The organism is Acetobacter indonesiensis, from assembly GCF_000963945.1.
GTDB lineage: Bacteria > Pseudomonadota > Alphaproteobacteria > Acetobacterales > Acetobacteraceae > Acetobacter > Acetobacter indonesiensis.
On record NZ_BAMW01000007.1, the window covers coordinates 85171 to 108956 of the forward strand.

The 23786-nt window shown below is 54.1% G+C and carries 24 protein-coding genes and 1 tRNA gene; 10 read left to right on the top strand and 15 right to left on the bottom strand.

The annotated features are described in order from the left end of the window. Positions 1–49 precede the first annotated feature (49 nt). The 4 genes from Abin_RS03225 to Abin_RS03240 all read left to right on the top strand — a co-directional run bounded on the left by Abin_RS03225 (position 50) and on the right by Abin_RS03240 (position 3934). Complete coding sequence (locus Abin_RS03225) at positions 50–1315, top strand: M16 family metallopeptidase (RefSeq protein WP_048844918.1); 1266 nt, start codon at positions 50–52, stop codon at positions 1313–1315. Beyond that, positions 1312–2652, top strand: coding sequence for a TldD/PmbA family protein (locus Abin_RS03230; protein WP_048844919.1), 1341 nt, complete (start codon positions 1312–1314; stop codon positions 2650–2652). The genes Abin_RS03225 and Abin_RS03230 overlap by 4 nt, the downstream gene beginning before the upstream one ends. 64 nt (positions 2653–2716) lie before the next feature. Continuing rightward, positions 2717–3640, top strand: coding sequence for a Tim44 domain-containing protein (locus Abin_RS03235; RefSeq protein ID WP_371862212.1), 924 nt, complete (start codon positions 2717–2719; stop codon positions 3638–3640). A gap of 114 nt (positions 3641–3754) precedes the next feature. After that, complete coding sequence (locus Abin_RS03240) at positions 3755–3934, top strand: hypothetical protein (RefSeq protein WP_048844921.1); 180 nt, start codon at positions 3755–3757, stop codon at positions 3932–3934. Between the two features lie 301 nt (positions 3935–4235). Here the strand turns inward: Abin_RS03240 and Abin_RS03245 are convergent, their stop codons facing one another. From Abin_RS03245 to Abin_RS03260, 4 genes are all read right to left on the bottom strand, one after another. Continuing rightward, entirely contained in the window at positions 4236–4373 is a 138-nt protein-coding gene (locus Abin_RS03245) for a hypothetical protein (RefSeq protein ID WP_170237853.1), read from the bottom strand. After that, on the bottom strand, positions 4373–5332 hold the full coding sequence (locus tag Abin_RS03250) for a heme o synthase (protein ID WP_048844922.1): 960 nt from the start codon (positions 5330–5332) through the stop codon (positions 4373–4375). The genes Abin_RS03245 and Abin_RS03250 overlap by 1 nt, the downstream gene beginning before the upstream one ends. Continuing rightward, positions 5329–6576, bottom strand: coding sequence for a cbb3-type cytochrome c oxidase subunit I (locus Abin_RS03255; RefSeq protein ID WP_158319884.1), 1248 nt, complete (start codon positions 6574–6576; stop codon positions 5329–5331). Before Abin_RS03255 ends, Abin_RS03250 begins: the two co-directional genes overlap by 4 nt. 203 nt (positions 6577–6779) lie before the next feature. Beyond that, on the bottom strand, positions 6780–7463 hold the full coding sequence (locus Abin_RS03260) for a class I SAM-dependent methyltransferase (RefSeq protein ID WP_048845030.1): 684 nt from the start codon (positions 7461–7463) through the stop codon (positions 6780–6782). A gap of 153 nt (positions 7464–7616) precedes the next feature. Between Abin_RS03260 and Abin_RS03265 the strand changes: the two genes are divergently transcribed. Then, positions 7617–7835 (top strand): hypothetical protein, encoded by a 219-nt coding sequence (locus Abin_RS03265; RefSeq protein ID WP_048844924.1) that lies wholly within the window; start codon positions 7617–7619, stop codon positions 7833–7835. 12 nt (positions 7836–7847) lie between these two features. Here the strand turns inward: Abin_RS03265 and gshB are convergent, their stop codons facing one another. From gshB to Abin_RS03285, 4 genes are all read right to left on the bottom strand, one after another. Beyond that, positions 7848–8840, bottom strand: a complete 993-nt coding sequence (gene gshB, locus Abin_RS03270) for a glutathione synthase (protein ID WP_048844925.1) — start codon at positions 8838–8840, stop codon at positions 7848–7850. 86 nt (positions 8841–8926) lie between these two features. Beyond that, positions 8927–10402, bottom strand: coding sequence for a glycosyltransferase family 39 protein (locus tag Abin_RS03275; RefSeq protein ID WP_048845031.1), 1476 nt, complete (start codon positions 10400–10402; stop codon positions 8927–8929). Positions 10403–10410: 8 nt separating this feature from the next. After that, positions 10411–11532, bottom strand: a complete 1122-nt coding sequence (locus Abin_RS03280) for a glycosyltransferase (protein WP_048844926.1) — start codon at positions 11530–11532, stop codon at positions 10411–10413. Beyond that, positions 11529–12014, bottom strand: a complete 486-nt coding sequence (locus Abin_RS03285) for an Lrp/AsnC family transcriptional regulator (protein ID WP_048844927.1) — start codon at positions 12012–12014, stop codon at positions 11529–11531. The genes Abin_RS03280 and Abin_RS03285 overlap by 4 nt, the downstream gene beginning before the upstream one ends. A 192-nt stretch (positions 12015–12206) precedes the next feature. Here Abin_RS03285 and trxB point away from each other — a divergent pair, with 192 nt between their 5' ends. Then, positions 12207–13160, top strand: coding sequence for a thioredoxin-disulfide reductase (gene trxB, locus Abin_RS03290; protein ID WP_048844928.1), 954 nt, complete (start codon positions 12207–12209; stop codon positions 13158–13160). Between the two features lie 102 nt (positions 13161–13262). Beyond that, positions 13263–14144 carry a LysR family transcriptional regulator gene (locus tag Abin_RS03295; protein ID WP_048844929.1) on the top strand — a complete coding sequence of 294 codons (882 nt, stop codon included), beginning with the start codon at positions 13263–13265 and terminating at the stop codon, positions 14142–14144. 82 nt (positions 14145–14226) lie between these two features. Here Abin_RS03295 and Abin_RS03300 read toward each other — a convergent pair whose 3' ends face one another. Continuing rightward, a complete protein-coding gene (locus tag Abin_RS03300) occupies positions 14227–15666 on the bottom strand; it encodes a mannose-1-phosphate guanylyltransferase/mannose-6-phosphate isomerase (RefSeq protein ID WP_048844930.1) in 1440 nt (479 codons plus the stop codon). Positions 15667–16065: 399 nt separating this feature from the next. Here Abin_RS03300 and Abin_RS03305 point away from each other — a divergent pair, with 399 nt between their 5' ends. Then, positions 16066–16527, top strand: a complete 462-nt coding sequence (locus Abin_RS03305; protein ID WP_048844931.1) for a MucR family transcriptional regulator — start codon at positions 16066–16068, stop codon at positions 16525–16527. Between the two features lie 208 nt (positions 16528–16735). Further along, positions 16736–17026 (top strand): integration host factor subunit beta, encoded by a 291-nt coding sequence (locus Abin_RS03310; protein WP_048844932.1) that lies wholly within the window; start codon positions 16736–16738, stop codon positions 17024–17026. Here Abin_RS03310 and Abin_RS03315 read toward each other — a convergent pair. After that, on the bottom strand, positions 17023–18312 hold the full coding sequence (locus tag Abin_RS03315) for a UdgX family uracil-DNA binding protein (protein WP_048844933.1): 1290 nt from the start codon (positions 18310–18312) through the stop codon (positions 17023–17025). The genes Abin_RS03310 and Abin_RS03315 overlap by 4 nt on opposite strands. Before the next feature lie 34 nt (positions 18313–18346). Continuing rightward, a complete protein-coding gene (gene murJ / locus Abin_RS03320; protein WP_048844934.1) occupies positions 18347–19891 on the bottom strand; it encodes a murein biosynthesis integral membrane protein MurJ in 1545 nt (514 codons plus the stop codon). A gap of 211 nt (positions 19892–20102) precedes the next feature. On the opposite strand from murJ, the gene Abin_RS03325 reads away from it, so the two are divergent. Next, entirely contained in the window at positions 20103–21236 is a 1134-nt protein-coding gene (locus Abin_RS03325) for an AI-2E family transporter (RefSeq protein WP_048844936.1), read from the top strand. Positions 21237–21308: 72 nt separating this feature from the next. On the opposite strand, the gene Abin_RS03330 is transcribed toward Abin_RS03325, so the two are convergent. From Abin_RS03330 to Abin_RS03345, 4 genes are all read right to left on the bottom strand, one after another. Then, positions 21309–21382, bottom strand: a tRNA-Pro gene (locus Abin_RS03330). A gap of 62 nt (positions 21383–21444) precedes the next feature. After that, the gene (locus Abin_RS15765; RefSeq protein WP_084593428.1) at positions 21445–22398 is read right to left on the bottom strand and encodes a MerR family transcriptional regulator; all 954 of its coding nucleotides are present in this window, start codon (positions 22396–22398) and stop codon (positions 21445–21447) included. Then, complete coding sequence (locus Abin_RS03340; protein WP_255319308.1) at positions 22391–22747, bottom strand: integration host factor subunit alpha; 357 nt, start codon at positions 22745–22747, stop codon at positions 22391–22393. Before Abin_RS03340 ends, Abin_RS15765 begins: the two co-directional genes overlap by 8 nt. Positions 22748–22785: 38 nt before the next feature. Next, positions 22786–23751 (bottom strand): beta-ketoacyl-ACP synthase III, encoded by a 966-nt coding sequence (locus Abin_RS03345; protein ID WP_048845033.1) that lies wholly within the window; start codon positions 23749–23751, stop codon positions 22786–22788. Positions 23752–23786 lie beyond the last annotated feature (35 nt).

Below are 23786 nucleotides of genomic sequence, written 5' to 3' on the forward strand. Positions count from 1 at the left end.
CTTTCCTTTTTTCAGGCCGCGTGACGCGGCCTTTCCTTTCAGGACACGAATGACTGATCCCATCAATCTGACCCGCCTTCCCTCCGGCCTGACCGTTGTGACTGAACGCATGGACCGTGTGGAAACCGTTTCTTTCGGTGCTTATGTCTCTACCGGTACACGGGATGAAACGGCTGAAGAAAACGGTGTTTCACACTTTCTGGAACATATGGCGTTCAAAGGCACCACCAGCCGGTCAGCCCTTCAGATTGCCGAGGAAATTGAAAATGTGGGTGGGCATATCAATGCCTATACTGCACGGGAACAGACCGCGTTTTACGTCAAACTGCTGAAAGACAATATGGACCTGGGCGTGGATATCATTGGTGATATCCTGACCCATTCCACGTTTGATCCGGTTGAAATTGAACGTGAACGTGGGGTCATTCTTCAGGAAATTGGTCAGGCTAACGACACACCGGATGACGTGGTGTTTGACCATTTTCAGGCCACAGCCTTCCCCAATCAGCCTATGGGCCGCCCGACATTGGGCACGGAAGACCTGATTCAGAACATGAGCCGCGATACGCTCATGTCCTACATGCGCACCCATTACACAGCAGACAACATGGTGATTGCCGCCGCTGGCAACCTCCACCATGAAGACGTGGTGGAACGGGTGCAGCGTCATTTTGCCGACCTGCCGACAACGGCACAAATTCCAACCCCGCCGTCTCTCTATGGTGGTGGTGAGTTCCGTCAGGAAAAAGACCTCGACCAGGCGCATGTGGTGCTGGGGTTTCCGTCTGTCGGTTATAATGACCCCGATTATTACGCGACCCTTCTTCTTTCCATGGTTCTGGGCGGTGGCATGTCATCCCGTCTGTTTCAGGAAATTCGGGAAAAGCGCGGACTGGTTTATTCTGTTTACTCCTTCAACGCACCGTTCATTGATGGTGGCCTGTTTGGCATCTATGCTGGCACAGGCGAGAAACAATGTGCCGAACTGGTCCCGGTCACGCTTGAAGAACTGCACAAGATTCAGCAGTCCGTCGGGCAGGACGAAATGCTGCGTGCGCGCGCCCAGCTTAAGGCCTCCCTGCTGATGTCTTTAGAAAGCACTGGCAGCCGATGCGAACAGATTGCCCGCCAGCTTCAGCTTTTTGGGCGTATTATTCCGGTTTCCGAAACAGTTGCGCATGTTGAAGCTGTTACCCCGGCAGATATCTGCCGCGTGGCCAGCCGTATCTTCACCCAACAGCCGACGCTGGCAGCCCTTGGGCCCGTTAGCCACGTGCTGCCCCTGAACACCATTGCGGAGAAACTTGCAGCATGAGTGAACAAACCCTCGAAAAGATCTCTGATCTTGTCCGCCGTGCGCGTGCCGCCGGGGCCGATGCTGCCGATGCAGTTTTTGTCTCCAGCACAGCCATAGGTGCGGGGGTTCGTAACGGTGTTACGGAAGAACTCGAACGCTCTGAAACCACAGATCTGGGTCTGCGTGTATTTCTGGGCCAGAAATCAGCCATCGTCTCCACAACCACCATCGACCCTAACCGGTTTGATGGATTGGTTGAGCAAGCGCTGGCAATGGCCAAAGTGCTGCCGGATGACCGATTTGCCGGGCTGGCTCCTCATGCTCTTACGGGCACCTTTACCAGTAATGATCTGGATCTGACCGACACGGCCGAGCCCGATGCGAATGCGCTGCTAAACCGTGCGCGTGAGGGTGAAGACGCAGCCTTGGCTATCAAGGGTGTGACCAATAGTGCGGGCAGCAGTGCCTCCTGGGGGCGCACTGAAATCGCGCTGGTAACCTCGCAGAACTTTGCTGGCACCTATGCCCGCACCCGCCACTCGACCTCGGTCTGTGTTCTGGCGGGCAAGGGTGAAACCATGCAGCGGGATTATGATTACCATGGCACCGTGCATCTTTCTGATCTGGAAAATGCAGGCCTGATTGGCACGCGTGCGGGTAAAAATGCCGTGGCTCGGATCAACCCCATCCGTCCACGCACGGGGCGCTATCCGGTCGTGTTCCATCCGCGCGTTGCCAATAGCTTTCTTGGTCACTTTATTGGGGCAATCAACGGCGCGTCGATTGCCCGTGGCACATCGTTTCTGAAAGAAAAGCTCGGACAGAAAATCTTTGCGGATAGCGTCACCATCACGGATGACCCTACCCGCGCACGCGGCCTGAAGTCCCGGCCGTTTGACGGGGAAGCCAATCGCACCGCTCCCCTGGAACTGGTCAGCAATGGTGTACTGCAAAGCTGGATTCTGGATACCCGGAGCGCTCGCCATCTGGGGCTGGAAAGCAACGGTCGTGCTGCCCGCGGAACCTCTGGCCCGCCGTCTCCGTCGGCAACCAATCTGTCTTTCGCACCGGGCAGCCTGAGCCCGGAAGAGATGATGGCAGACATAAAGGAAGGCCTGTTCATTACGGAAATGATGGGCTCCTCCATTAACGGGTTGACGGGGGATTACAGCCGAGGCGCTTCTGGCTTCATGATCCGCGACGGAAAGATTGCCGAAGCCGCTGCTGAATTTACTTTGGCCGGGAACCTGCTGGAAATTTTCGCGTCCATCACTTTAGCGAACGATTTACAGTTCCGTTTTGGCACTGATGCCCCCACATTAAGAACAGACGCCTTGAGCGTCGCCGGTGCCTAACCAAAGTCTGGAGACACAACACCTCGTGAAAAAGCGCACTCTCTCTTCCGCTCTCGCCGCTCTGATGACTGTGAGCCTGCTGAGTGGCCCATTGGCCTATCAGGCCGATGCGCGCCCCGGACAAGGTGGGTCCATGGGTAGCCGCGGCAGCCGGACATGGAGCGCCCCGCCCCCGACACGCACCACCCCCTATGGTGCAAGCCCGATGGACCGTTCCATAACACCCCGTACACCGGGACAGAGCGGCTATGGCACGCAAACGCCATATCAGCAGGGGTTTGGCGCACAGGCCATGCGCCCCCGCCACCCGTTCCTGACAGGTTTTGCGGGCGGTGTGCTCGGGGCCGGTCTGTTTGGGCTGCTGAGTGGTCATGGTTTCTTTGGTGGCGTTCACAGCTTTTTCGGCCTGATTGGTTTGATGCTTCAGGTTGCTCTGGTCGTCTGGATTGTTATGTGGCTGGTGCGCCGGTTCTCGGGCAACCGAGGAAATACGACTGGCGGCAATGGTTTCAGCCTTAATCAGGCAGCGACTGGCGGCGCGTCACCGCCCGGTGTACCTGTCGCTAATGCCCAGTCTAATCTGCCTATTACAAGCAGCGATTATCAGGCCTTTCAGCAGACTTTGCTTGATATCCAGAATGCCTGGAACCAGCAGAACATTCCGGCCATGCAGCAGATGGCGACGCCAGAGATGGTGTCTTACTTCAACCAGCAACTAGCCACCCTTGCCGCCCAAGGCGCGCGCAATGTGGTGTCAGACGTTCACTTTATTCAGGGTGATCTGGCCGAAGCATGGCAGGAAGGTGGTATGGATTACGCAACTGTCGCCATGCGCTACAGTCTGATTGATCTAACGACCAACGCGATGGGTCAGGTTATTGAAGGCAGTTCTACTGACCCTGTAACAATTACTGAGCTGTGGACCTTTACGCGCCCGTCTCGTGGTGGTCGTTGGTTGTTGTCGGGTATTCAGCAAACTCGCGGATAACTTTCAGGCATTCGACGTGACACATCCCGGCCATGCTTCCAACGTGGCCGGGATTTTTTGTATCTAAGGCGCTAAGCTGTGTTGGCCTTTAGCGTTCCATAGGATGTTAGAAACATGCTTTTTTTGGAAATTATTACGTTCGTCTTGGCTGTCTCTGCCTCGGCCTTCAGCATTTTTCTCCATTTCTGGAACAAGCGTAAAATAGCAGATCTGGAAAATGACCTGACTAAGCTGCGGGAAAAAGGTGTGCCTGTGCAAATGGATACGCTGCTGGAAGAAGTCCGTAAAAAATAACGGGCAGATGGACATCTCTAAAATCGTGTTTGCGATCTTCTTTTGTTAATCTTGACGCCTCTGTTCTACTAAAAACCTCGTTTTTGAACAAAGGTCCCGCCGCTGCGTCGCTTTATTTTTCGTATGTTTTGCTACAGCCCGTGAACCACTTGCGTCTAAAAAGTGTCTTATTTTTTACTTTGAATAGGCGTCTTAAATAATAAAAAAGCCAATGCCCCATTCTTGGAAGCATTGGCTTTTTGCCTCTTTGTTAAGACACAAGCGCACTCGCTCCCGCCTAAACTCAATGGGCCTAACCAGTCTATAAATGCGTAAAGGTCAGCCCGTACATTACGCCTGCAATCAGAACCATAAAGCCAATCATGGCTTTTAGACGGTCTTTCTGGCGGCGCTGTTTCTCAACAAGTTCCGGTTGGGTCAGGCTATTCTGTGTATCCATTAACCAATCCACCCTTGCAGCATATGGTCTGCCAGCAACCCGCAGAACAGAAGAAACAGGTATGCCAGCGAGAAACGGAAGGAAATGCGGGCGGCTTTATCGCCTGCAAGACTGACGCCATTTTCATCCTGCGGCTCACGCAGCACACGCACAGCACACGCGACAAACCCCAGACCAAGCACAAGAGCTGTCGCTGTATAGAGCCAGCCGGAGAGATGCATGACTGACGGAATAAGAGAGATTGCCAGCAACACCAGCGTGTAAACAAAAATGTTCCAACGTGTGTGACGTGCCCCTTTGACCACGGGCAACATAGGAATTCCGGCGCGCCCATAATCCTTGCACGCATAGAGTGACAGGGACCAGAAGTGCGGTGGTGTCCAGAAAAACACAATACCGAACATAACAACCGGTAATACTGTCATGTGACCTGTGGCGGCGGCCCATCCAATCATGGGTGGGAAAGCGCCCGCCGCACCGCCAATCACAATGTTCTGCGGTGTCGAACGCTTTAGCCACATGGTGTAGATAACAGCGTAGAAAAAAATCGAGAACGCCAGAATACCGGCGGCCAAAGCGTTTGTTGCCATCCACATCAGACAAACAGAAAAGCAGGACAGCCCGATACCATAAGCCAGCGCTTCCTGTTCAGGAATGCGCCCACCCGGAATAGGGCGTGTAATGGTGCGCTGCATAACCGCATCAATATCACGGTCGTACCACATATTGATGGCACCTGCCGCGCCTGATGCCAGACAGATACACAGAATGGCGACAGCAGCTTCAAAAAGAGAAAGGTGCCCGGGGGCCATGATCATGCCCGCAGCACCTGTAAACACGACCAGAGAAATAACCCGTGGTTTAAGAAGCTGAACCCAGTCTTTAGCTGTGGTGCCTACCCGGTCTGCTTTGAAGCGGACGCGGGCAGAAACAGCCGGTTGCGCCGTTGTTTCACTCATGACCGCACCATGCTGTCTGTTGTTTCAAACGCATCTTTTTCGCAAGAATTAACTTCAACCAGAGGGCGGTTCTGGGAAAAGCTTAAGCCCATAGTCAGCAGGAAGCACAATACGGACGCCCCAAGCAGGCCGCCGCTCCACATCCGGCACACGGCAGGCAAAGACGGAATAGCAAGCACCGTCCCCGCGACCATGCAGACAAACTGCGCTGTGGCCAGCGACGTCGGATACCAACGGCCACAGCCCTCACCCCGCCAGAGATACAGGCCACAGAATACGGCATAAAGCGTTCCGACCTGTAACGCGGAATGCAGACCATCGCCCTGCATGAACTGGCTGACCCAGCCGGAAGACACTACGGCCAGAAAACCAAGCCCCCAGAGCATAGGCGTTCTGACAGTCAGATTGGCGCGCCATGTGCCTGCCATCCACAGCGCGGCCAGAAGAACAGATGCCAACGTCGCAGCACTGAGAATAAGAGACTGTGCGGAGAAAAAAGCTGTCTGCGCTGCAACGCCTAACAAACCATGAGCAAAAACGCTTTTTACCCAAAGCGTTGTCCCTGCCGCAGCAGTCAGACTCATAATCGCGGCAACCGGAAAAGTGGGGAACCGTGCGACTTTGGCACCTGTTTCAAAAACCACGCCAAAGCCAGCCAGCAGCGTCACCAGAGTAATCGGCTCGACAAACCCTGTCAGCATTTCAGGGGAGAATGCTCCGCCAGTCTTAATCTGATGGCTAACAACAGCACCCAACACAGGGACCGTTACCAGCACAACAGCAGAAGCCAGCATTTCACCCCAGACCAAGGGAGAAAACGGCGCGCGTGCCTCACCATCTGCACGGCTGTCAAAAATGGTCGCCAGAATGACCATGACTGCCATTAAGGTGCCGCAACACCAGACCAGCGTGGCCGCATTTTGCCAAGGAGAGGCCACCATCAGCACACCAGAGGCTGAAACACAGGCCAAGGAAAGTTTGTTAAGACCCGGAAGAACCGTGCCATCCCGCTTCAACGCGCGCGGTAACCAGAGTGTGCCAAATCCACACACCAAAGCAGGCACGACAACAAAAAGCAGCATCAGGGCGCTATGCACGCGGTCAATACCGGCCCAGAATCCAGCATGCGGCAAAAGACCAAGTTGCTGTAACGCTGAACCGCCACCGCCTAGCAATCCAGCCAAAGCCGCAACCAGCAGGTAACCTGCCCCTACACCATCAACCGATGCAGTACGCCGTACCATGCTGTTTTCCTTATACTGGTCTTGTTCCGCACAAGCAGATGCCATGTTTCGCACCCCACGCCCTGACAGATGTGTGTTGGGTTACGACACGCGCACCCTGAAAGCCTCTTCTATAGCGGCTTTGCCTTAAGTAAACGACCCATTTAGCTGCGCATGCTTATCGCCCCTGCCCTGTGCAGAAAGGCGATCAGCAGCAAAAAATCTTAGAGATTATCAAGCGTGACGAGCGTGAAAAGCCCCGCTGGCGGCACCGGCTGCTGACGCGCCCGCACCAGATCTTCCGGAGGCAGAAGAGATTCCATCGCAAAATCAGGATGCCAACCCAGCGACCGTGAGGCACGTGCCATGCCACGCTCAACAGCACCACGCACACCGCCTGGGGCCAGAAAGTGATTCACGAACAGAATGTGACCGCCCGGCTTTACCACGCGTTTGAGTTCACGCAGCAGTTTCCGCGGGTGCGGCACAACGGACGCCACAAACATGGCCACAGCAATATCAAAGGAGTTGTCCTCGAACGAGGTCTCTTCCGCGTCCATCTCCAGCAGGGCTTTAACATTTGTCAGGTGCTCTCTCTGCACCCGTTCACGCGCACGGGCCAGCATATCACCAGACAAATCGATGCCCGTAATCTGCTTGTCCTTGCGATAATGTGGAAGGGCAAGGCCTGTTCCCACACCCACTTCAAGCACATCTGTGCCGGACAATGCGTTGACGGCTTCAACCGCACGACGGCGGCCGAACCCTGAAACGCCACCAAACACGGTGTCATACACACCTGCCCACCGGCGGTAAGCGACCTTTACGGCCTCGGCATCCAACGCTGAACGCGAAGGTGCCGGATCTTCACCCTGACCGGGCGAGCATTTGTGGAGAACGTCACTCATAGGTTCTCTCTGCCCGCTGGCGGCAATTTCTTCAAGAGCCACAACGCATCTTCCTCTTCTTTAAAACCCAGTGTGCCTTAAAAGCGCCCTTGTGTCAGTGCTCATTGTTCTTTTACCTTCCGCACCATTCAATCACGTCAAAGATAAAGAGACATGCTGGAATTGCTTCTTGCCCTACTTAGCCTGATTATCTGGTCCTCTCTGATCATTTATTTTTTTCGCGACCCGATCTTCACGTGGCTGGATAACCGCTTCGGCAAGGACACCCCACCTCCTCCGTTGGACGAAGGGGAAGCCGAACAAATGGATCAGGCATTTTCCGACTCTTTCATGGGCAAACATTCCCCATCAGAGCAACGTAAAGACACCTGATCCTTTGCCCGATCAGGCTTTCAGCTTGTTTTCAATACAATCCCAGATTGCGGCCGCACCATTGACGCCGTCGAACCGTTCCAGTTCCTGCAAGCCCGTTGGGGATGTGACGTTGATTTCAGTCAAATAATCACCAATCACGTCTATCCCCACAAAAATAAGGCCATGCTCCTTTAAGAAAGGACCTATGGCTTCACAGATTTCTTTATCCCGCTCAGTCAATGCGACTTTACGGGCCACGCCCCCAACATGCATGTTTGATCGATGGTCATCCCCGGTCGGGACACGATTGATCGCCCCCACAGGCACGCCATCAACCAGAATAATCCGCTTGTCACCCTTCTTCACGGCGGGCTCATAACGCTGAATCATCAAGGGTTCGCGTGAGCGTGCAAAATGCATTTCAAGCAGTGCATTCAGGTTCTGATCATCTTCCTTGATGCGGAAGATCCCGCTGCCGCCATTCCCAAACAAGGGTTTGACAATAATGTCTTTCCACTGCGTCCGGAATGCGCGGATCTGTTCAACATCCCACGTCACCAGCGTAGGGGGCATCAGATGCGGGAAATGCGTAACCAGCAGCTTTTCCGGTGAATCGCGCACCCAGCGCGGGTCATTCACCACAAGCGCCTTGTTCGGGCCAACACCATGAACGTGGTCGAGCAGATGGGTCGCGGTAATATAGGCCATGTCAAATGGGGGATCCTGACGCATCAGCACCACATCCATCTCCCCAAGCGAACGACGAGAAGCCTCGCCAAAGGTCGCGTGGTTACCTTTTTCACGCTGCACCGTGACGGGGCGCAGAGACGCACTGACCTGCGTGCTGACTTTACCACCGGGGGATGTTGTTCCCTCACCCAATGCCAGAGACGGCACCTCATAAACAAATAATTTATGGCCGCGTGACTGCGCTTCCAGCATCAGGGCAAAAGTGGAATCGCCGTTAATATCAACATGCTCCAGAGGATCCATCTGGACAGCCACATTTAATGGAGACGACATACGCACCCGCTTTCTCTTACTCGTGAACCTGTTTTGTGTAGCGTATCCCTGTTCTGCGCTTGTGTGCAAACCAGCGATTTGACCTTCTAAGAACGACGAGGCAGCAGAGCGCTGTCTGGCATATGCCCTGACAGGTCACACCGCAGTCGCACATGGAACACGGCATATGTCTCCGCCACCATGCCTCGGCGCACGCGCGCAATGTCGGGCTCCTGGGCTAGAACGTCGAAGAAAGCGGGGTCCGGGACGTCTCGGCGCCTGTGGCTTCTGATGAGATAGGCCTCGCCGCATGTCGCATGAGCCAGAGCAAACAGCGCCCAGCGCGGCTCAACCGCAATTACTTGTCTCTGTGCTGGCATATAGAATGCCAGTTCTGCACCCAGACCATATTCATCCACCACAACAGCGGACTCGGCTGGCACTCTGGCCGCAACCTGTTGCCCAAACTCCGACCACCCACCCATCTGCCGCAACGTCATATCTACATGCGGAGAAAGGCGTGCCGGTGACGCCACGGCCTGCACCATGATAACGGCCACCAGAGTCATGCCAAACAGACTGGCGGCTTTCCACCCTTTCCACGCAGGCAGAGAAGCTGCCACAGACAATGCTGGATAAATCACAACCGGCCAGTTTGCCTGAACGCGGGCACCAATCGCGTGCTGCAAAAACACGGTAAGCGGCAGCAGAATCATACACAGAAGCAGGCGCGAAAACGCATCTTTCTGCCGCCACAACAGAACGCTTCCGGCCACAAAAAACACAAACACCCCGGGGGAGGCCAGCCCGATTTGGCCGCCTAACAATTCCGTAAAATACGTGACCATTTTTGCCGGGTGCCAATCACCTGTACGGCCACCCTGTTTAAGGAAACTGGCCCAACCATGGGTTGCATTCCACCATACGACGGGGATTACACAAAGGGCGGCAATGCCCGCCGCAATCCACGGCCAGATGGTTTTCAGCCACGCACGCCCTGCCGGTGTGACCACAAGCCAGAGCCCCAAACCTGCAACCGGCAGCAGGGCAGTATATTTGCTGTCAAACCCCAGCCCGGCACTAAATCCAATCGCCAGCCACCACACCCCTTTTCCTGTGCAACACAGTTGAGCTAGGGCCCAGAGCATCATCGCCATAAAAAAAAGAAGCGGTGTATCGGGTGTCATGAGAAGCGTGCCAACACCGAGGGCAACCGTGCCATTTAATAAAACAGCGGTCTTTAATCCGGCCTGCGTAGAGGCTGGCCGCCCTTGCGCCTGAAACCAGCCCCGAGCCGCCATGGCGAGAAGCACGGTTCCACACGCAGCTGATATCGGCCCCATGAACCGAACACCACACGCGGTATCGCCCAACACGGCCATGCCGATGCGAATAAATACGGCCACCATGGGAGGGTGATCAAGATACCCAGCAGCCGGTGCTAAAGCCCATACGCGATAATAAGCTTCATCTGGTGTCAGGGGTAAGATCGCCCCCATGACAATCCGCGTAAGTGTCAGAAGCAGCAAAAATGCTCCACCAATCACCCACGAATGCTGACGAGCCTGCCTAAAGGGAGACATCTGAAAAATCACAACCGCCAGACAATTGTTGAAGAAACAGCATAGTTCCACACGGCCGCAATCAACGCACCCGCTATGCTGGCCTCAGTCAGCCCCTGTCGATCCACATAGAGCATCTGCGCCACACCCACATTGGCAATGGCCCCAATGGAGCACACCAGCATAAATACCACTAATCCACGCAGACAGGCCGCACCACGCAAGCGGCGATCTCGGTATGTCAGCGCGTTATCAAGCCAGAAATTGAGCATCATGGCGACAACGGTACCAATAGCCTGCGCAACTGAAAAATTGGCTCCGGCTATGCTTGCCAGCTTCATGACCACCAGATTGGTCAGCACACCAATCGCCCCGACCATGCAAAACGCAATAAACCGCAAGGGTAGCCAGCCACGGCAGAGTTTATCCGCCAGTAGCGCCAGAAACTGGAGCATAACCACAGCATCCAGTTTGCTTTCGCCATCCAGTCTTGGCCTGAACCCGCACGGTATCTCCTGCACCCGCAACGGTGTGGGGGCGGACAACAGCAGATCGAGAAGGATTTTGAAGCCTGTACCTGACAATCGTGGCGCTATGGCAGCAAATTGCTCCTGCCGAAAAGCGAAGAAGCCACTCATCGGGTCAGTCAGTTTTACCGGCAAAATCATCTGGGCCAGTTTGATGCCGCCATCAGACAGAGCGTGTCGCCATGCGTTAGCCAGACCGGCATTATCGCCCCCTTCAACATGACGACTCCCGACCGCCACATCACAGGCACCACTTTCAACAGCCTCAATCAGCGCGCCCAGACGGGACTCATCGTGCTGAAGGTCTCCGTCCATCACGGCCACAATCTGGGCTGATGAGGACAATACCCCTTCGATCACCGCCGAAGACAGACCGCGCCGCCCTATGCGGCACAATCCCCTTACCCGCGCATCCTGTCGTGCCAGAGCACGCACGGCTTCAGTCGTACCGTCAGGGGAGTTGTCATCAACAAACACAACCTCCCACCGACGCCCTGACAGCGCACGGTCGAGTGCCTGAACGAGTGGGGCGACGTTTCTGACTTCATTGTAACAGGGAACAATGACGCTGATATCGGGGCTACCGACAGCCCCACCGTCAAGAGCCGCTGGCTCTGGATTCACCTTTGTGCGCCCTCGGGAACTGTTGCGATAGGAACGCCTGTCCGTTCCAGACTCGTGCGGATGGTCTGCAAGGTCTGGACCCGGATCACATGCGGGCCTTCCGTCAATTTCCGGGTCAGTTGGTTCTCATGCGCGGCATCGCGTGCAATCAGACGCACCAGAAAATCCCCGCCACCACGGATCATGTGGCATTCCCGCACTTCCGGCCACTGGGCCAGTTCCTGCTCGAACGCAGACAGGATGGCTTCCTTCTGACTATCCAGCCCGATCAGCGCAAACAGCGTGATGGGCCAGCCCAGCATGGCCGCATCTGGTTCAGCATGGTAGCCTTGAATAACACCCAGTTCTTCAAGCCTGCGGACACGCCGCAAACAGGGTGGTGCAGAAATCCCTACACGGCGCGCCAATTCAACATTGGTCATACGCCCGTCGTCCTGAAGCTCTGCAACAATCCGTAGATCAACAGCGTCGAGTTCTGTCACCTGATGTGTTCCATTTTACGCTGAAGCCTTTTTCTGAACGATTTGTCCCGTATATGCCACGCGTCTGCATAGGTCGCAAACCCAAGTCGCCTCTTGCCCAAACGCAGCCTACCCGCCATATCGCCACATTAAGGATAAAGCATCTGCTGCCCGCTACACGCCCCTGCTGTTGACCAGAAAGGCCCGCTGATTATGACCGAAACCATTACAACAGACCTGCTTGTTATAGGCGCTGGCCCGGCGGGTTATACGGCTGCCATTTATGCGGCCCGTGCGAATCTTAAACCTGTTCTGGTGGCAGGCCTTCAGCCAGGTGGTCAGCTTATGATCACGACCGACGTTGAAAACTATCCGGGCTTTGCCGAAGCTGTGCAGGGGCCATGGCTGATGGAACAGATGGCTGCCCAGGCAGAACATGTCGGTGCCCGCATCCAGCACGACATTATCACATCCGTTGACTTCACATCCGGCTCCCCGTTCCGCATGGTTGGGGATTCTGGCACGATTTACGTCGCACGCTCCGTTATTATTGCAACCGGCGCACAAGCCAAATGGCTGGGACTGCCCAGTGAAAAGCAGCTTCAGGGTGCCGGTGTTTCAGCATGCGCAACCTGTGATGGCTTTTTCTATCGGGGCAAGAATGTTGTGGTCGTGGGTGGCGGCAACACCGCGGTTGAAGAAGCATTGTACCTGACGCACCACGCGGCCCACGTCACACTTGTTCATCGGCGTGACAGTCTGCGGGCTGAAAAAATTCTTCAGGATCGCTTTTTTAACAATCCCAAAACCTCAATCGTCTGGAACAGCGTCGTTAGCGACATTCTGGCCGAAGGTTCCCCTGCTGTTGTGTCTGGCATTACACTTCAGAACACGCAGGACAACACAACCACCACTCTGCCGACTGATGGCGTGTTCATTGCCATTGGCCATTCGCCCAATACTGGCATTTTCAAAGACAGCCTGACACTGGATGAAGACGGATACATTCTGACAACACCCGGCACCACACGGACATCTGTGCCCGGTGTATTTGCCGCTGGTGACGTGCAGGACAAGATTTATCGTCAGGCTGTTACGGCTGCGGGAAGCGGCTGCATGGCCGCGCTGGACGCCGAACGCTATCTGGCTGAGACCACACCCGCATAACAGGTTGTCCCTTGACCACGCCTTACAATTACTGCACGTAATGAAATGAGTGGTATGAATTCATACCCTTAATAACTTCATTCAATAGTGCAGGAGGCGTGCGTGGACTGGGACAAACTCCGGGTTTTCCATGCTGTAGCCGAAGCCGGTTCCTTTACCCACGCTGGGGATGTTCTTAACCTGAGCCAGTCTGCTGTTTCACGGCAGATTTCAGCTCTGGAAGACGTTCTTCAGGTTCCTCTTTTTCACCGCCACGCCCGAGGCCTGATCCTCACTGAACAGGGCGAGACGCTGCACAAGACGGTGCGTGAAGTCTTTTCAAAACTTGAAATGACACAAACGCTTTTAACCGAAAGCAAGGAAAAGGCCGCCGGCCGACTACGGGTTACAACCACTACTGGTTTTGGCAGCTGCTGGCTTATGCCGCGACTTCATAAATTTATGGCCGTAAACCCAGATATCGATATCTGCCTTATTCTGGAAGATAACGATCTCGACCTTGGTATGAGAGAAGCCGACGTTGCCGTGCGTATGCATGCACCACGTCAACCTGACCTTATCCAACGCCATCTGGCAGACTTCCACCTGCCGATTTTTGCTGCACCGCTTTACATTGAAAAATACGGGCAGCCAAAAACCCTTGAAGATATCGCCAACCATCAACTGGTTCTGTTTGGTGAACACCACCCACCGGTGGCGCACATCAACTGGCTGGCTGAAGCCGGCGGTCGAAACGGCGCGAAGCAGCAGGCCCGGCTTGAGGTCAACAGCATGGCCGCCATGGCATCTGCTATTGCATCGGGGCTGGGCATTGGGTCCATCCCAACCTACGCCGCCAAGGAATTTCCTGATCTGGTGCAGATTTTGCCGGAAGTTTCTACCCCGACTGTCGATGCCTACTTTGTTTACCCGGAAGAACTACGCAGTTCCAAACGCGTAGCCGTATTCCGTGACTTCCTGATGAGTGAGTTGGGAATCCGCTAAACGCGTTTTCTCTGATTCGGTTTCACTACAAAAAAGCTCTCCTTTCGGAGAGCTTTTTTGGTATTTGCTCACGTTTTATTTATCAATTTCTATTATAACTGTCTTCCAGCCTGATAATATCATCTTCGCCCAAATAGGCTCCTGACTGCACTTCAATCAATGTAAGCGGAATTTTCCCCGGATTTTCCAGACGATGGACACATCCCTGTGGTAAATAAATACTTTCATTTTCGCGCACCAGAAACTCATCTTCATCGCGCGTCACCATCGCCACACCACCCACAACAACCCAATGTTCTGAACGATGAAAATGCTTTTGCAGTGACAACTTGCCACCGGGATTCACAACAATGCGCTTGACCTGAAAGCGATCATTACAGATCAGCCCCTCATAGAACCCCCATGGTCGATAGCAGCGCTGATGCACCGATGCTTCAGCCCGCCCCTCCCGCTTCAGACGGTCAACCAGTGTTTTTACGTCCTGAGCCCGGTTTTTGTGCGTCACCAACACAGCGTCGGATGTCACGACGACAACAACGTCATCCAAACCAGAAACGGCTGTCAGTATATTTTCAGAACGCACATAACATCCATGCGCATCTTCTGTTAACACATCCCCAATCAGCACGTTGTTCTGCGCATCCTTGACGCTAATATCCCACAACGCATCCCAACTACCGACATCTGACCACCCAAGGTCAGCAGGAATAACAGCTGAAACGTCGGTTTTTTCAGCAATAGCGTAATCGATTGAAATATCTGGAACCTGCGCAAAAGCGTCTTTATCAAGACGGATAAAGTCCAGATCCGTAGTGCGCTTCTCAAATGCGGCCTGAACATGCTCAAGCACCGCGGGGGCATGTTTTGCCATTTCAGCCAGCAGCACATCGGCACGAAACACAAACATGCCGGAGTTCCAGAAATAACCGCCGTCTTCCACAAAAGCCTGAGCAACGTCGGGCGCAGGTTTTTCCCGGAACGCGCGAATAACATAAGCACCCTCCACCCCGGTAAGTGGTGCGCCTTTTTCAATATAACCATACCCCGTTTCTGGGCGGGTCGGGGTCATACCAAATGTGACAATACGACCAAGGTCAGCAGTCTGAACGGCTTTTTCCATAACCTGCATCAAGGCAGTCTGATTCTTGATATCTGCGTCAGCAGGCATCATCCACAAAACGGCCTGCGGGTCTGACTGTGCCACCAGCAACGCAGCCGCGGTAATGGCGGGGGCAGAATTACGCCCCAGGGGTTCAAGAAGAATACTTGGTTTTTCCGTCATCACTTCCCGAAGTTGTTCGGCAATCAGAAAGCGGTGTTCTTCATTACAGACAATAACCGGGGCAGTAAAAGCCGCCGAGCAGCCGCGCAGCACAGTTTCTTGCAACATGCTGCGTTCACTGACCAATGACCAAAGCTGCTTTGGGAAACTTGCACGAGACATGGGCCAGAGACGACTGCCCGTCCCGCCAGACAACACAACAGGAACAATCTTGCCCCCCTTTTTACTGTCATGTGCCATTTCCACAGTCCTCATCTCTATTGAAAGACAAATATTCATGACCTGCTAGGCAATCTTGTGGCAGATAGTCGGAAAGACTGCTGAAGGCGCATGATTTGGCTTAATAGCCTTGCCCGGAATGTCAATTATTGCCCCTACAAATACAATCGACATACAGGCCTAAGCCAACGATAGACTGGCATTTATCAACGGCCCGTCTGATCTGAAGCTATATATTCAGAAATGAGATTACAAAATGTTTATTTTACTTGAAGTTTTGGCCAATGAACGCATAAATCTGTTCAAGACCATAAGAAATAGAACATTATTCAGTCGTGTTTGAATATTTTCTATTCACAAACAAGACCAGCGATAGTATGCGTTACATCATTCAGCCGACAAAATAAAAATGGAAGCGTCATGACTGAGAACCAGACTTACCCAATCATTCTTGACTTGGTTGCGGAAATTGTTTCTGCCCATGTCTCCAACAATCAGACCGATCCGGCTGCTATTCCGGGCCTGATCAAAGATGTTTATCAGGCGCTGAAAACGGCTGACCAGCCTGTGAACGAACCTGAAAAGCTTCAGCCCGCCGTTCCGGTCAAACGCTCTGTCTTCCCTGACTACATCATCTGTCTTGAAGATGGTAAAAAGCTGAAAATGCTTAAGCGCCACCTGCAAAGCGCTTATGGCATGACCCCTGAACAGTACCGTGAACGCTGGGGCCTGCCGACCGATTACCCCATGGTTGCCCCCAACTATGCTGAACGTCGTTCCACACTGGCACGCGAAATCGGTCTGGGCCGTAAAATTCACGCCACACCAGAAGGTGAAGAAACCACAGGCCGCGGCCGTCGCCCGAAAAAAGCTTCCGCTTAAGTATCAAATCGTCTGTGGGCACTAAACTGGTTCATGCTCACAGACCGTTTGCATATTGACGAATGCCTCGACTGTAGTGAAATCTGGAATGCGTCAGCGGTGTTAAGTGCCGGTGGCGCATTTCGTGTTTTCAGGGCTTACGTTCCTGCCCGCGCTGCGCAGGATTTGGGGCCTTGTTTGTCAGATTGTATGTATCCGGAAGGTTAGCATGACCAAGTCTGAGCTGATTGCCATTCTCATGAGGAAGCATCCGCATCTTCAACTCAAGGACATCAATCTGATCGTAAATACGGTTTTTGGCTCGATTTCCAAGAGTCTGGCAGACAATAACCGTGTTGAGCTGCGTGGTTTTGGTGCCTTCTCCATTAAGGAACGGGATCCGCGCGTGGGCCGTAACCCCAAGACAGGCGAACAGGTTCAGGTTTCCAAGAAGTTCATACCGTTTTTCAAAACGGGCAAGGAACTGCATGCCCGAATTAATAAAGCCCGAGAACGCTAAAGCTCTGCCGGAAGGGCACTTTCATCCATAAAGCGTTTTGCCAACTGCAAATCTGCAACAAAACGCTGATACTCTCGCGCTTTGTCTTCTTCGTTTGGAAGACGCAGCAGATAGGACGGATGAACGGTCACAAGCCCCTGACTACCCCGATCAAGCGGTATTAATCTGGAACGCTCACGAGAAATTGTTACAGGTCGTCTCAGCAGGCTTTGTGCGGCTGTAACGCCCATCATGACAATCAAGACCGGCTTGATAAGCCGACGCTCTGCATCCAGCCACATACGACAGCTATCTATGTTTTCCTGTTCGGGCTTCTGATGCAGTCGGCGCGTACCCCGCCAGACAAACCGGAAATGTTTGACGGCATTTGTGACATAAACGTCAGGACGCTCAATGCCAGCTTCCTGCAACGCACGGTCAAGCACCTGCCCCGCTGGCCCCACAAAAGGATGCCCGCCAAGGTCTTCCTTGTCCCCGGGTTGCTCGCCCACCAACATAATCCGTGCGCTAACCGGCCCTTCACCAAACACTGTGCGGTTTGCTGGTTGCCAGAGTGCACACGCATGGCAATTCATTGCTTCAGCCCCGAGAACGTCTAGCGTCGGAGCCTCAGCAACATCGTGATGGCTGGGGGGAATGACACTGTTCGGGTACCCAGACCAGACACCCTGCCCGTCTGGTTGCCAAAGAGACGGCTGGTGCTCTGTTGCTGTCCCCGTACCAGGGCCAAACAGAATGTGTCGTTCATTCCACTGCATGCGTCGATACGGTGTTTCGACAGACCACGCTTCAGCCACCCGCGCACAGCAATATGTCGCATTTGCCTCGACCACATAGTGTGCAGGATGATCAGTCCACACCCCGTTGCCACCATTGCGGAAAAATGCGGCGAACTCTGTTCTGAAACGCAGTGTTTCTGCTTTAACGGCATCAGCCAACGCTTCAACCTGCATAAGGTCAGCATCGTCCGGCTGGGTGGTTATATCCAGCCCCTCATGCACGATACGAAAAATCAGCCGATACAGCAGAGAAAATCGCTGTGGGTCAGAAGCCTGAAACGCAAAAAGTAAGAGCTCAACCACCCGACGCGAAAGTCGCAGGGGTTCTTCTTGTGCCGTTGTATCTGCCCGCCCACCCAACGCTATGGGGTGAGTCTGAAACAGAGCACTCTCAGGAAGAACGCTCCAAACCAGACGGTCGGGCTCAGTCCCGGCAAAAACATGGTGGCGCAATTCTCGCCGCCATGTTGCCATATCAACCTGATGCGCCAGAAGAATATCAGTCACAGTCTATTATCCTTCAGACCGGCATAATTCAGTCTTATCGTTTGCTGACCCGACGCCGGATACGGGCCAGGACGGATGCCAGATCAATAACCCCCAGCACATGCAGAATGACGCCATACAGTAAGGCCCCGAACACAATCATGCTGCCCAGCCAGAGCATGCGCAGCAATAGACTGGCAGGGAAACCGACAAGACGCTCTACCCCGAACAAACCAACCGCCATGATCAAAGCTGCGGCAACAGTCAAAACAATACGACGCGTTGTTGTAGAGGCCAGTTGCAAGGCGCTCCGTTGACGCAGAATAACGGCAAGACAGGCAACGTTCACAAAGGCTGCAATACTACTGGCCAAAGGCGGCCCTACATACAGAAGCGGCTTCATGAACAGCAGGTTCAAAACAAAATTAAACACCAATATGCCAATGCCAATATAAACGGGCGTCCGCGTGTCTCCTCGTGCAAAAAATGCTGGCGACAAAACCTTCACCATCACGAAAGCAGGCAACCCGATCGCATAAGCGCGCAATGCTTTTGCTGAAAGCAGCGCATCATGCTCGGTAAAGGATCCGTGCCCAAACAAGACAATCATGATGGGCCCCGCCAGCACCAGAATACCAGCAACGGCAGGCAGCGTTAGCAACAGCACATATTCAATGGACCGATTTTGCGCGCTATGGGCCGCATCTTCCTCACCCGCAGCCAGATGGCGGGTCAGAACCGGTAGCAACGTCGTGCCCGCTGCAGCGCCCAAAACGCCTAATGGCAACTGATTGATCCGATCAGCAAAATACATCAGAGAAACACTGCCGGACGGCAACAATGTTGCAATAATGGTATCTATTGTCAGATTGATCTGGCCAACCCCGCTCCCCACCAATCCCGGCACCATCCGGCGTACCAGTAAGCGGATGCGCGGTGTAAGCTGCGGCCAAAGCGGCATCAGACCAAAACCCGCCCGCTGGCATGACCACAGCAGCAGCCCCAGTTGCACAACGCCCGATGCCGTTACACCCCAAGCGGCCGCATACGCCACATTCGGCATGAACGGAGACGCAAACAGGATGGCGGCAATACCAACCACATTAAACGCCAGATAGGCAGCGGCAGCCATGCTGAAGCGATGAAGGCCATTCAACACACCCGCTACCAAGGCCGCAGCGCAGATCAATACCAGATAGGGAAAGGTTATGCGGCTGAGGCTGACACCAAGCGCGTAGCGTTCCCCCGTTTGCAAAAACCCCGGTGCAATGACGCGCAGCACCTGCGGCATAAAGATTTCGCCCAGCACGCATAGAAACGTCAGCCACACCAGCATCACGCCGAGTGCCCGCCGAGCAAATGAGCGTGCTTCATCTTCCCCTTCCTTTGTCAGAATGGAGGAGAAAAGCGGCACGAAGGCTGCATTAAACGCACCTTCACCAAACAGTCGGCGGAACATATTCGGCAGACGAAAGGCCACCTGGTAGGCATCCTGCATAATGCCTGCCCCCATAAAAGCAGCCAGAAGCTGGTCACGCACCAAGCCAAGAATGCGGCTGAGCATGGTCCAGCCGCCAACTGTAAGAAAATGTCTGAACATGATTGCCGCTTATAAGAGGAGCCCGTTGCCGAGAGATAGAGTCCTTATTACCGAAAAGCCAAAATATTCAGCAGGGGCAGCAAACAAAAAGCGGTAATTATGCTACCCAGAGGCAAGTGCATGCCCATATTATAAAACAACACAGCCGCCTGACTGACAAAAAATGGCGGGAAATAGGGTTTTTTCAGGCGGAAGAGGAGACTTGCCCATAATGCCAGACCATCACGACCAGCCCGTTCTTTCCGGGCCTCCGCGCTGCGTTCTTGTGAAACCGAGCCACCGGTCTCGGCGGGGGCAGGAAATTGCGCGGGCTGTTCTGGCATTTTTTATTCTGGCAATGGCCTTCTATACCATCCACGGCTTCCTGCCCGCTTTGGTTTGGGGCTGCGTTTTTGCGGTAGCGACATGGCCACTTTACACCCGCGCCCGCGCTGCGTGGCCCAAGGCAGCTAACGGCCTGCTTCTGCCGTTTCTGTTTACCGCCGCTATGGCGCTTATTTTTGTTATCCCCATGATGCTGATTACGCTTGAGGCTGTTGGTGAGGCCCAAAGCGCCCTCAGTTGGCTGGAAAAAGCGCGTCAGTCTGGCGTGCCGGTCCCAGAAGCCGTGTCGCACCTTCCCTTTGGCAGTCAGGCCCTTACCAACTGGTGGCAAGCGCATCTAGCCAATCCGCAAGATGTTTCCGGGCTGACCGGCGCGCTCGATAGCCGCGGTATGGCGTTGACCAAAGCAGTCGGAGCGCAGATCGCGCATCGCGGCACACTCTTCTGCTTTTCCATTGTGACACTGTTTTTTCTCTACAAAGACGGGGTTTCCGTTATTCGCCAGTGCCGCGTTGCGTCACGCCGCGCCTTTGGCAAACGGGGAGAAACAATCGCCCGTCAGATTGTAGCCTCCATCCACGGCACTGTTCAGGGGCTTGTTCTGGTCGGCATGGCAGAAGGTGTGCTGATGGGCATTGTCTATTTCCTAAGCGGTGCCCCCCACCCTGCCCTGTTTGGCGTCATGACAGCTGTGGCAGCGATGATCCCCTTCTGCGCCATGATTGCGATTGGCTTGGTCTCGCTGCTTATTCTGGCACAGGGCGCATCAGTCGCGGGGATTGTAACCTTCTGCATTGGGGCTGTGGTTATTTTTGTTGCGGACCATTTTGTGCGCCCCGTTCTGATTGGTGGCAGTACAAAGCTTCCGTTCCTATGGGTGCTTCTGGGTATTTTGGGCGGAGCCGAAACGTGGGGCCTACTCGGCCTGTTTGTTGGGCCAGCGGTCATGGCAGCTCTTGATCTGCTCTGGCGGCGCTGGACGGTCAGCAGTGCGCGCTCGCAAAATACTGTGCAATCCTGATAGCAAAAAGGGTGTTCAGTTTTTGAACACCCGCACAGCAACTTAGTTTTTTGGAAACCAAGAAACGAGATATCGGGCAGGCGGGATTCGAACCCACGACCCCCAGTCCCCCAGACTGATGCGCTACCAGACTGCGCTACTGCCCGTTTGCTTGGTGAGAGGTCTTTAGCAGTCTGATGCTAGCCGCACAAGCCGTCTGATCTGTTTTTTATGCAGAAAGACGACTGCGTAGGGCTTCCAGTTCCAGCAGGATGTCTGACAGATCATTGCGTAGTCGCGTGTTCTGCTTTTCCAGCCAGACAATATTCTGCGTCGCAGCATTATCTGCCTGCCCAACAACAGCAGAACGTTCAGGATCAGCTACATCGTGAGCTTGGACAGTTTCTACGAGCTCTTCTTCAATCGGCACACTCGCAAAAGCCGCAATCACATCTTCCTCAGTCACGGAAGCATCGACATTTTCTTCGTCCTGACCGGACTGTTCTGATGCTAAGGCAACAGAGACTTCGGGGGCGACGTCATCCGTTGCCGGGAGGGCTTCCTCAACGGACAAGAGTGTTATCGGTTCTTCAGCAACAACAACTGCAATGACTTCTGTTGACTGAACCTCGGTTCCTTCGAGACCTTCCTCTGCCCCACGAACAGTAATTTCGTGATTATTGTCTTGGTCAGCAGATTCTACAGAAGCCTGTTCCGACTCTTCGTCAACGTGAATTTGCTCGCCTTCTGCTGCCGCCTCATCCGAAGATGTCAGCACATCGTCAGGCTGTGCTACTGGGAGAGAAGATGTTTCGTTTCCGTCTGGCTCAACAGATGGGACCGTTTTTGAGGTTGCTTCTGATGCAGCGTAGCCACCTTCACGCAGCAGGCGCTGCACACCTTTTACCGTATAGCCTTTAGTGTAGAGCAAATCGGCAATATAACGCAGCAGATCAATATCAGATGGACGGTAGTAGCGTCGGCCACCACCACGCTTCAGCGGGCGAACCTGTTCAAACCGCGTTTCCCAGAACCGGAGCACATGCTGGGGCACATGCAGTTCATCTGCCACTTCGCTAATTGTACGAAACGCGAGAGGCCCTTTTTCTGAGCGGGAAGTTCCCTCTTCTTCGATAGCGTTCAGAATCTGGTCTTCCATGGACGGAGAAGTCTCTTCAGTCATTATCGTCGTCCACATCCAGATCGAGAGATTCGTGATTCACTTCTGCCCGCAGAAGCTGGCTGGGCCTGAACACCAGAACGGAGCGCGGAAGAATGGGTACTTCCTCCCCTGTTTTTGGGTTACGACCGCTGCGTTGACCCTTCTGTCTGACAGAAAAGGTGCCAAAGCCGCTAATTTTGACGCTTTCGCCTTGCTCAAGCGCCGCCATTACCGTTTCCAGAATGTCTTCCAGAAGAACAGCGGATTCTTTCCGGGATAGCCCAACCTGCTGATAGATTTGTTCTACCAGGGATGCACGCGTGACAGTTTCCATGAAAGAGAAGGTAACATGTTGGCGGGCCTCGTCAATTCAAACTGAACGACACCACCCACCTTCCCGATCAAAAACTAGAAACGGGCCAGAGCAGAGCCCCATGTCAGCCCACCACCCAGTGCTTCCATCAGCACCAGATCCCCTTTTTGAATCCGGCCATCCCGCACGGCTTCATCCAAAGCCAAAGGAATCGAGGCGGCAGAGGTATTGGCGTGACGATCAACCGTCACCACCACCCGTTCAGCAGGAAGGTTCAGCTTTTTGCCTACACCTTCAATGATGCGAATATTGGCCTGATGTGGCACCAGCCAAGACACATCCTTGTATTCCAGCCCTTCAGCCTGAAGTGCTTCGTCTACTGAAGACGATAGCTTGGCTACCGCATGCCGGAATACATCACGGCCGCTCATTTTCAGGTGGCCGCTCATGTCACGGCGGCCAACAGCGCCATCTACATACAGCAGGTCACCAGCGCTCCCATCCGAATGTAGATGTGTGGACAACAACCCTTCTGTGCCTGGTTCGTCAGTACCAGACAGCACGACGGCACCGGCACCGTCACCAAACAGAACGCATGTGCCGCGGTCAGACCAATCGACAATGCGTGAATAAACTTCACTGCCAATCACCAGTACATTCCGGGCTTGGCCGCTGCGGATAAAAGCATGCGCTGTCGAAAGGGCAAAAATAAAGCCTGAACAGGCCGCTGCCAGATCAAACCCGAACCCCTGCTTCATGCCTAGTTCGGCCTGAATACGAACCGCTGTTGCCGGGAAAGCCTGATCTGGCGTGGAGGTACCGACAATGACAGCATCAATATCGTCAGCGGTCAGGCCTGCATACTCCAGCGCCCGACGGGCAGCCTCCGCCCCCATGCTGGTTGCGGTATCATTAGGGCCAGCAATATGACGTTGAGAAATGCCGGTGCGGGTTCTGATCCATTCGTCAGAGGTCTCAAGCCGGGCTGCCAGTTCATCGTTGGTCACGACCCGGTCTGGCAGGAACCCGCCAAACCCTACCAGAAGCGAACGTCTCGCCATCTCAGCTCTTTCATTATCCGGCGGTGCAGCACCCC

Coding starts and splice junctions, on each gene's coding strand:
- Abin_RS03225 (WP_048844918.1), top strand. CDS start 50: ATGACTGATCCCATCAATCTGACCCGCCTTCCCTCCGGCCTGACCGTT.
- Abin_RS03230 (WP_048844919.1), top strand. CDS start 1,312: ATGAGTGAACAAACCCTCGAAAAGATCTCTGATCTTGTCCGCCGTGCG.
- Abin_RS03235 (WP_371862212.1), top strand. CDS start 2,717: ATGACTGTGAGCCTGCTGAGTGGCCCATTGGCCTATCAGGCCGATGCG.
- Abin_RS03240 (WP_048844921.1), top strand. CDS start 3,755: ATGCTTTTTTTGGAAATTATTACGTTCGTCTTGGCTGTCTCTGCCTCG.
- Abin_RS03245 (WP_170237853.1), bottom strand. CDS start 4,373: ATGGATACACAGAATAGCCTGACCCAACCGGAACTTGTTGAGAAACAG.
- Abin_RS03250 (WP_048844922.1), bottom strand. CDS start 5,332: ATGAGTGAAACAACGGCGCAACCGGCTGTTTCTGCCCGCGTCCGCTTC.
- Abin_RS03255 (WP_158319884.1), bottom strand. CDS start 6,576: ATGGTACGGCGTACTGCATCGGTTGATGGTGTAGGGGCAGGTTACCTG.
- Abin_RS03260 (WP_048845030.1), bottom strand. CDS start 7,463: ATGAGTGACGTTCTCCACAAATGCTCGCCCGGTCAGGGTGAAGATCCG.
- Abin_RS03265 (WP_048844924.1), top strand. CDS start 7,617: ATGCTGGAATTGCTTCTTGCCCTACTTAGCCTGATTATCTGGTCCTCT.
- gshB (WP_048844925.1), bottom strand. CDS start 8,840: ATGTCGTCTCCATTAAATGTGGCTGTCCAGATGGATCCTCTGGAGCAT.
- Abin_RS03275 (WP_048845031.1), bottom strand. CDS start 10,402: ATGTCTCCCTTTAGGCAGGCTCGTCAGCATTCGTGGGTGATTGGTGGA.
- trxB (WP_048844928.1), top strand. CDS start 12,207: ATGACCGAAACCATTACAACAGACCTGCTTGTTATAGGCGCTGGCCCG.
- Abin_RS03300 (WP_048844930.1), bottom strand. CDS start 15,666: ATGGCACATGACAGTAAAAAGGGGGGCAAGATTGTTCCTGTTGTGTTG.
- Abin_RS03305 (WP_048844931.1), top strand. CDS start 16,066: ATGACTGAGAACCAGACTTACCCAATCATTCTTGACTTGGTTGCGGAA.
- Abin_RS03310 (WP_048844932.1), top strand. CDS start 16,736: ATGACCAAGTCTGAGCTGATTGCCATTCTCATGAGGAAGCATCCGCAT.
- murJ (WP_048844934.1), bottom strand. CDS start 19,891: ATGTTCAGACATTTTCTTACAGTTGGCGGCTGGACCATGCTCAGCCGC.
- Abin_RS03325 (WP_048844936.1), top strand. CDS start 20,103: ATGCCAGACCATCACGACCAGCCCGTTCTTTCCGGGCCTCCGCGCTGC.
- Abin_RS15765 (WP_084593428.1), bottom strand. CDS start 22,398: ATGACTGAAGAGACTTCTCCGTCCATGGAAGACCAGATTCTGAACGCT.
- Abin_RS03345 (WP_048845033.1), bottom strand. CDS start 23,751: ATGGCGAGACGTTCGCTTCTGGTAGGGTTTGGCGGGTTCCTGCCAGAC.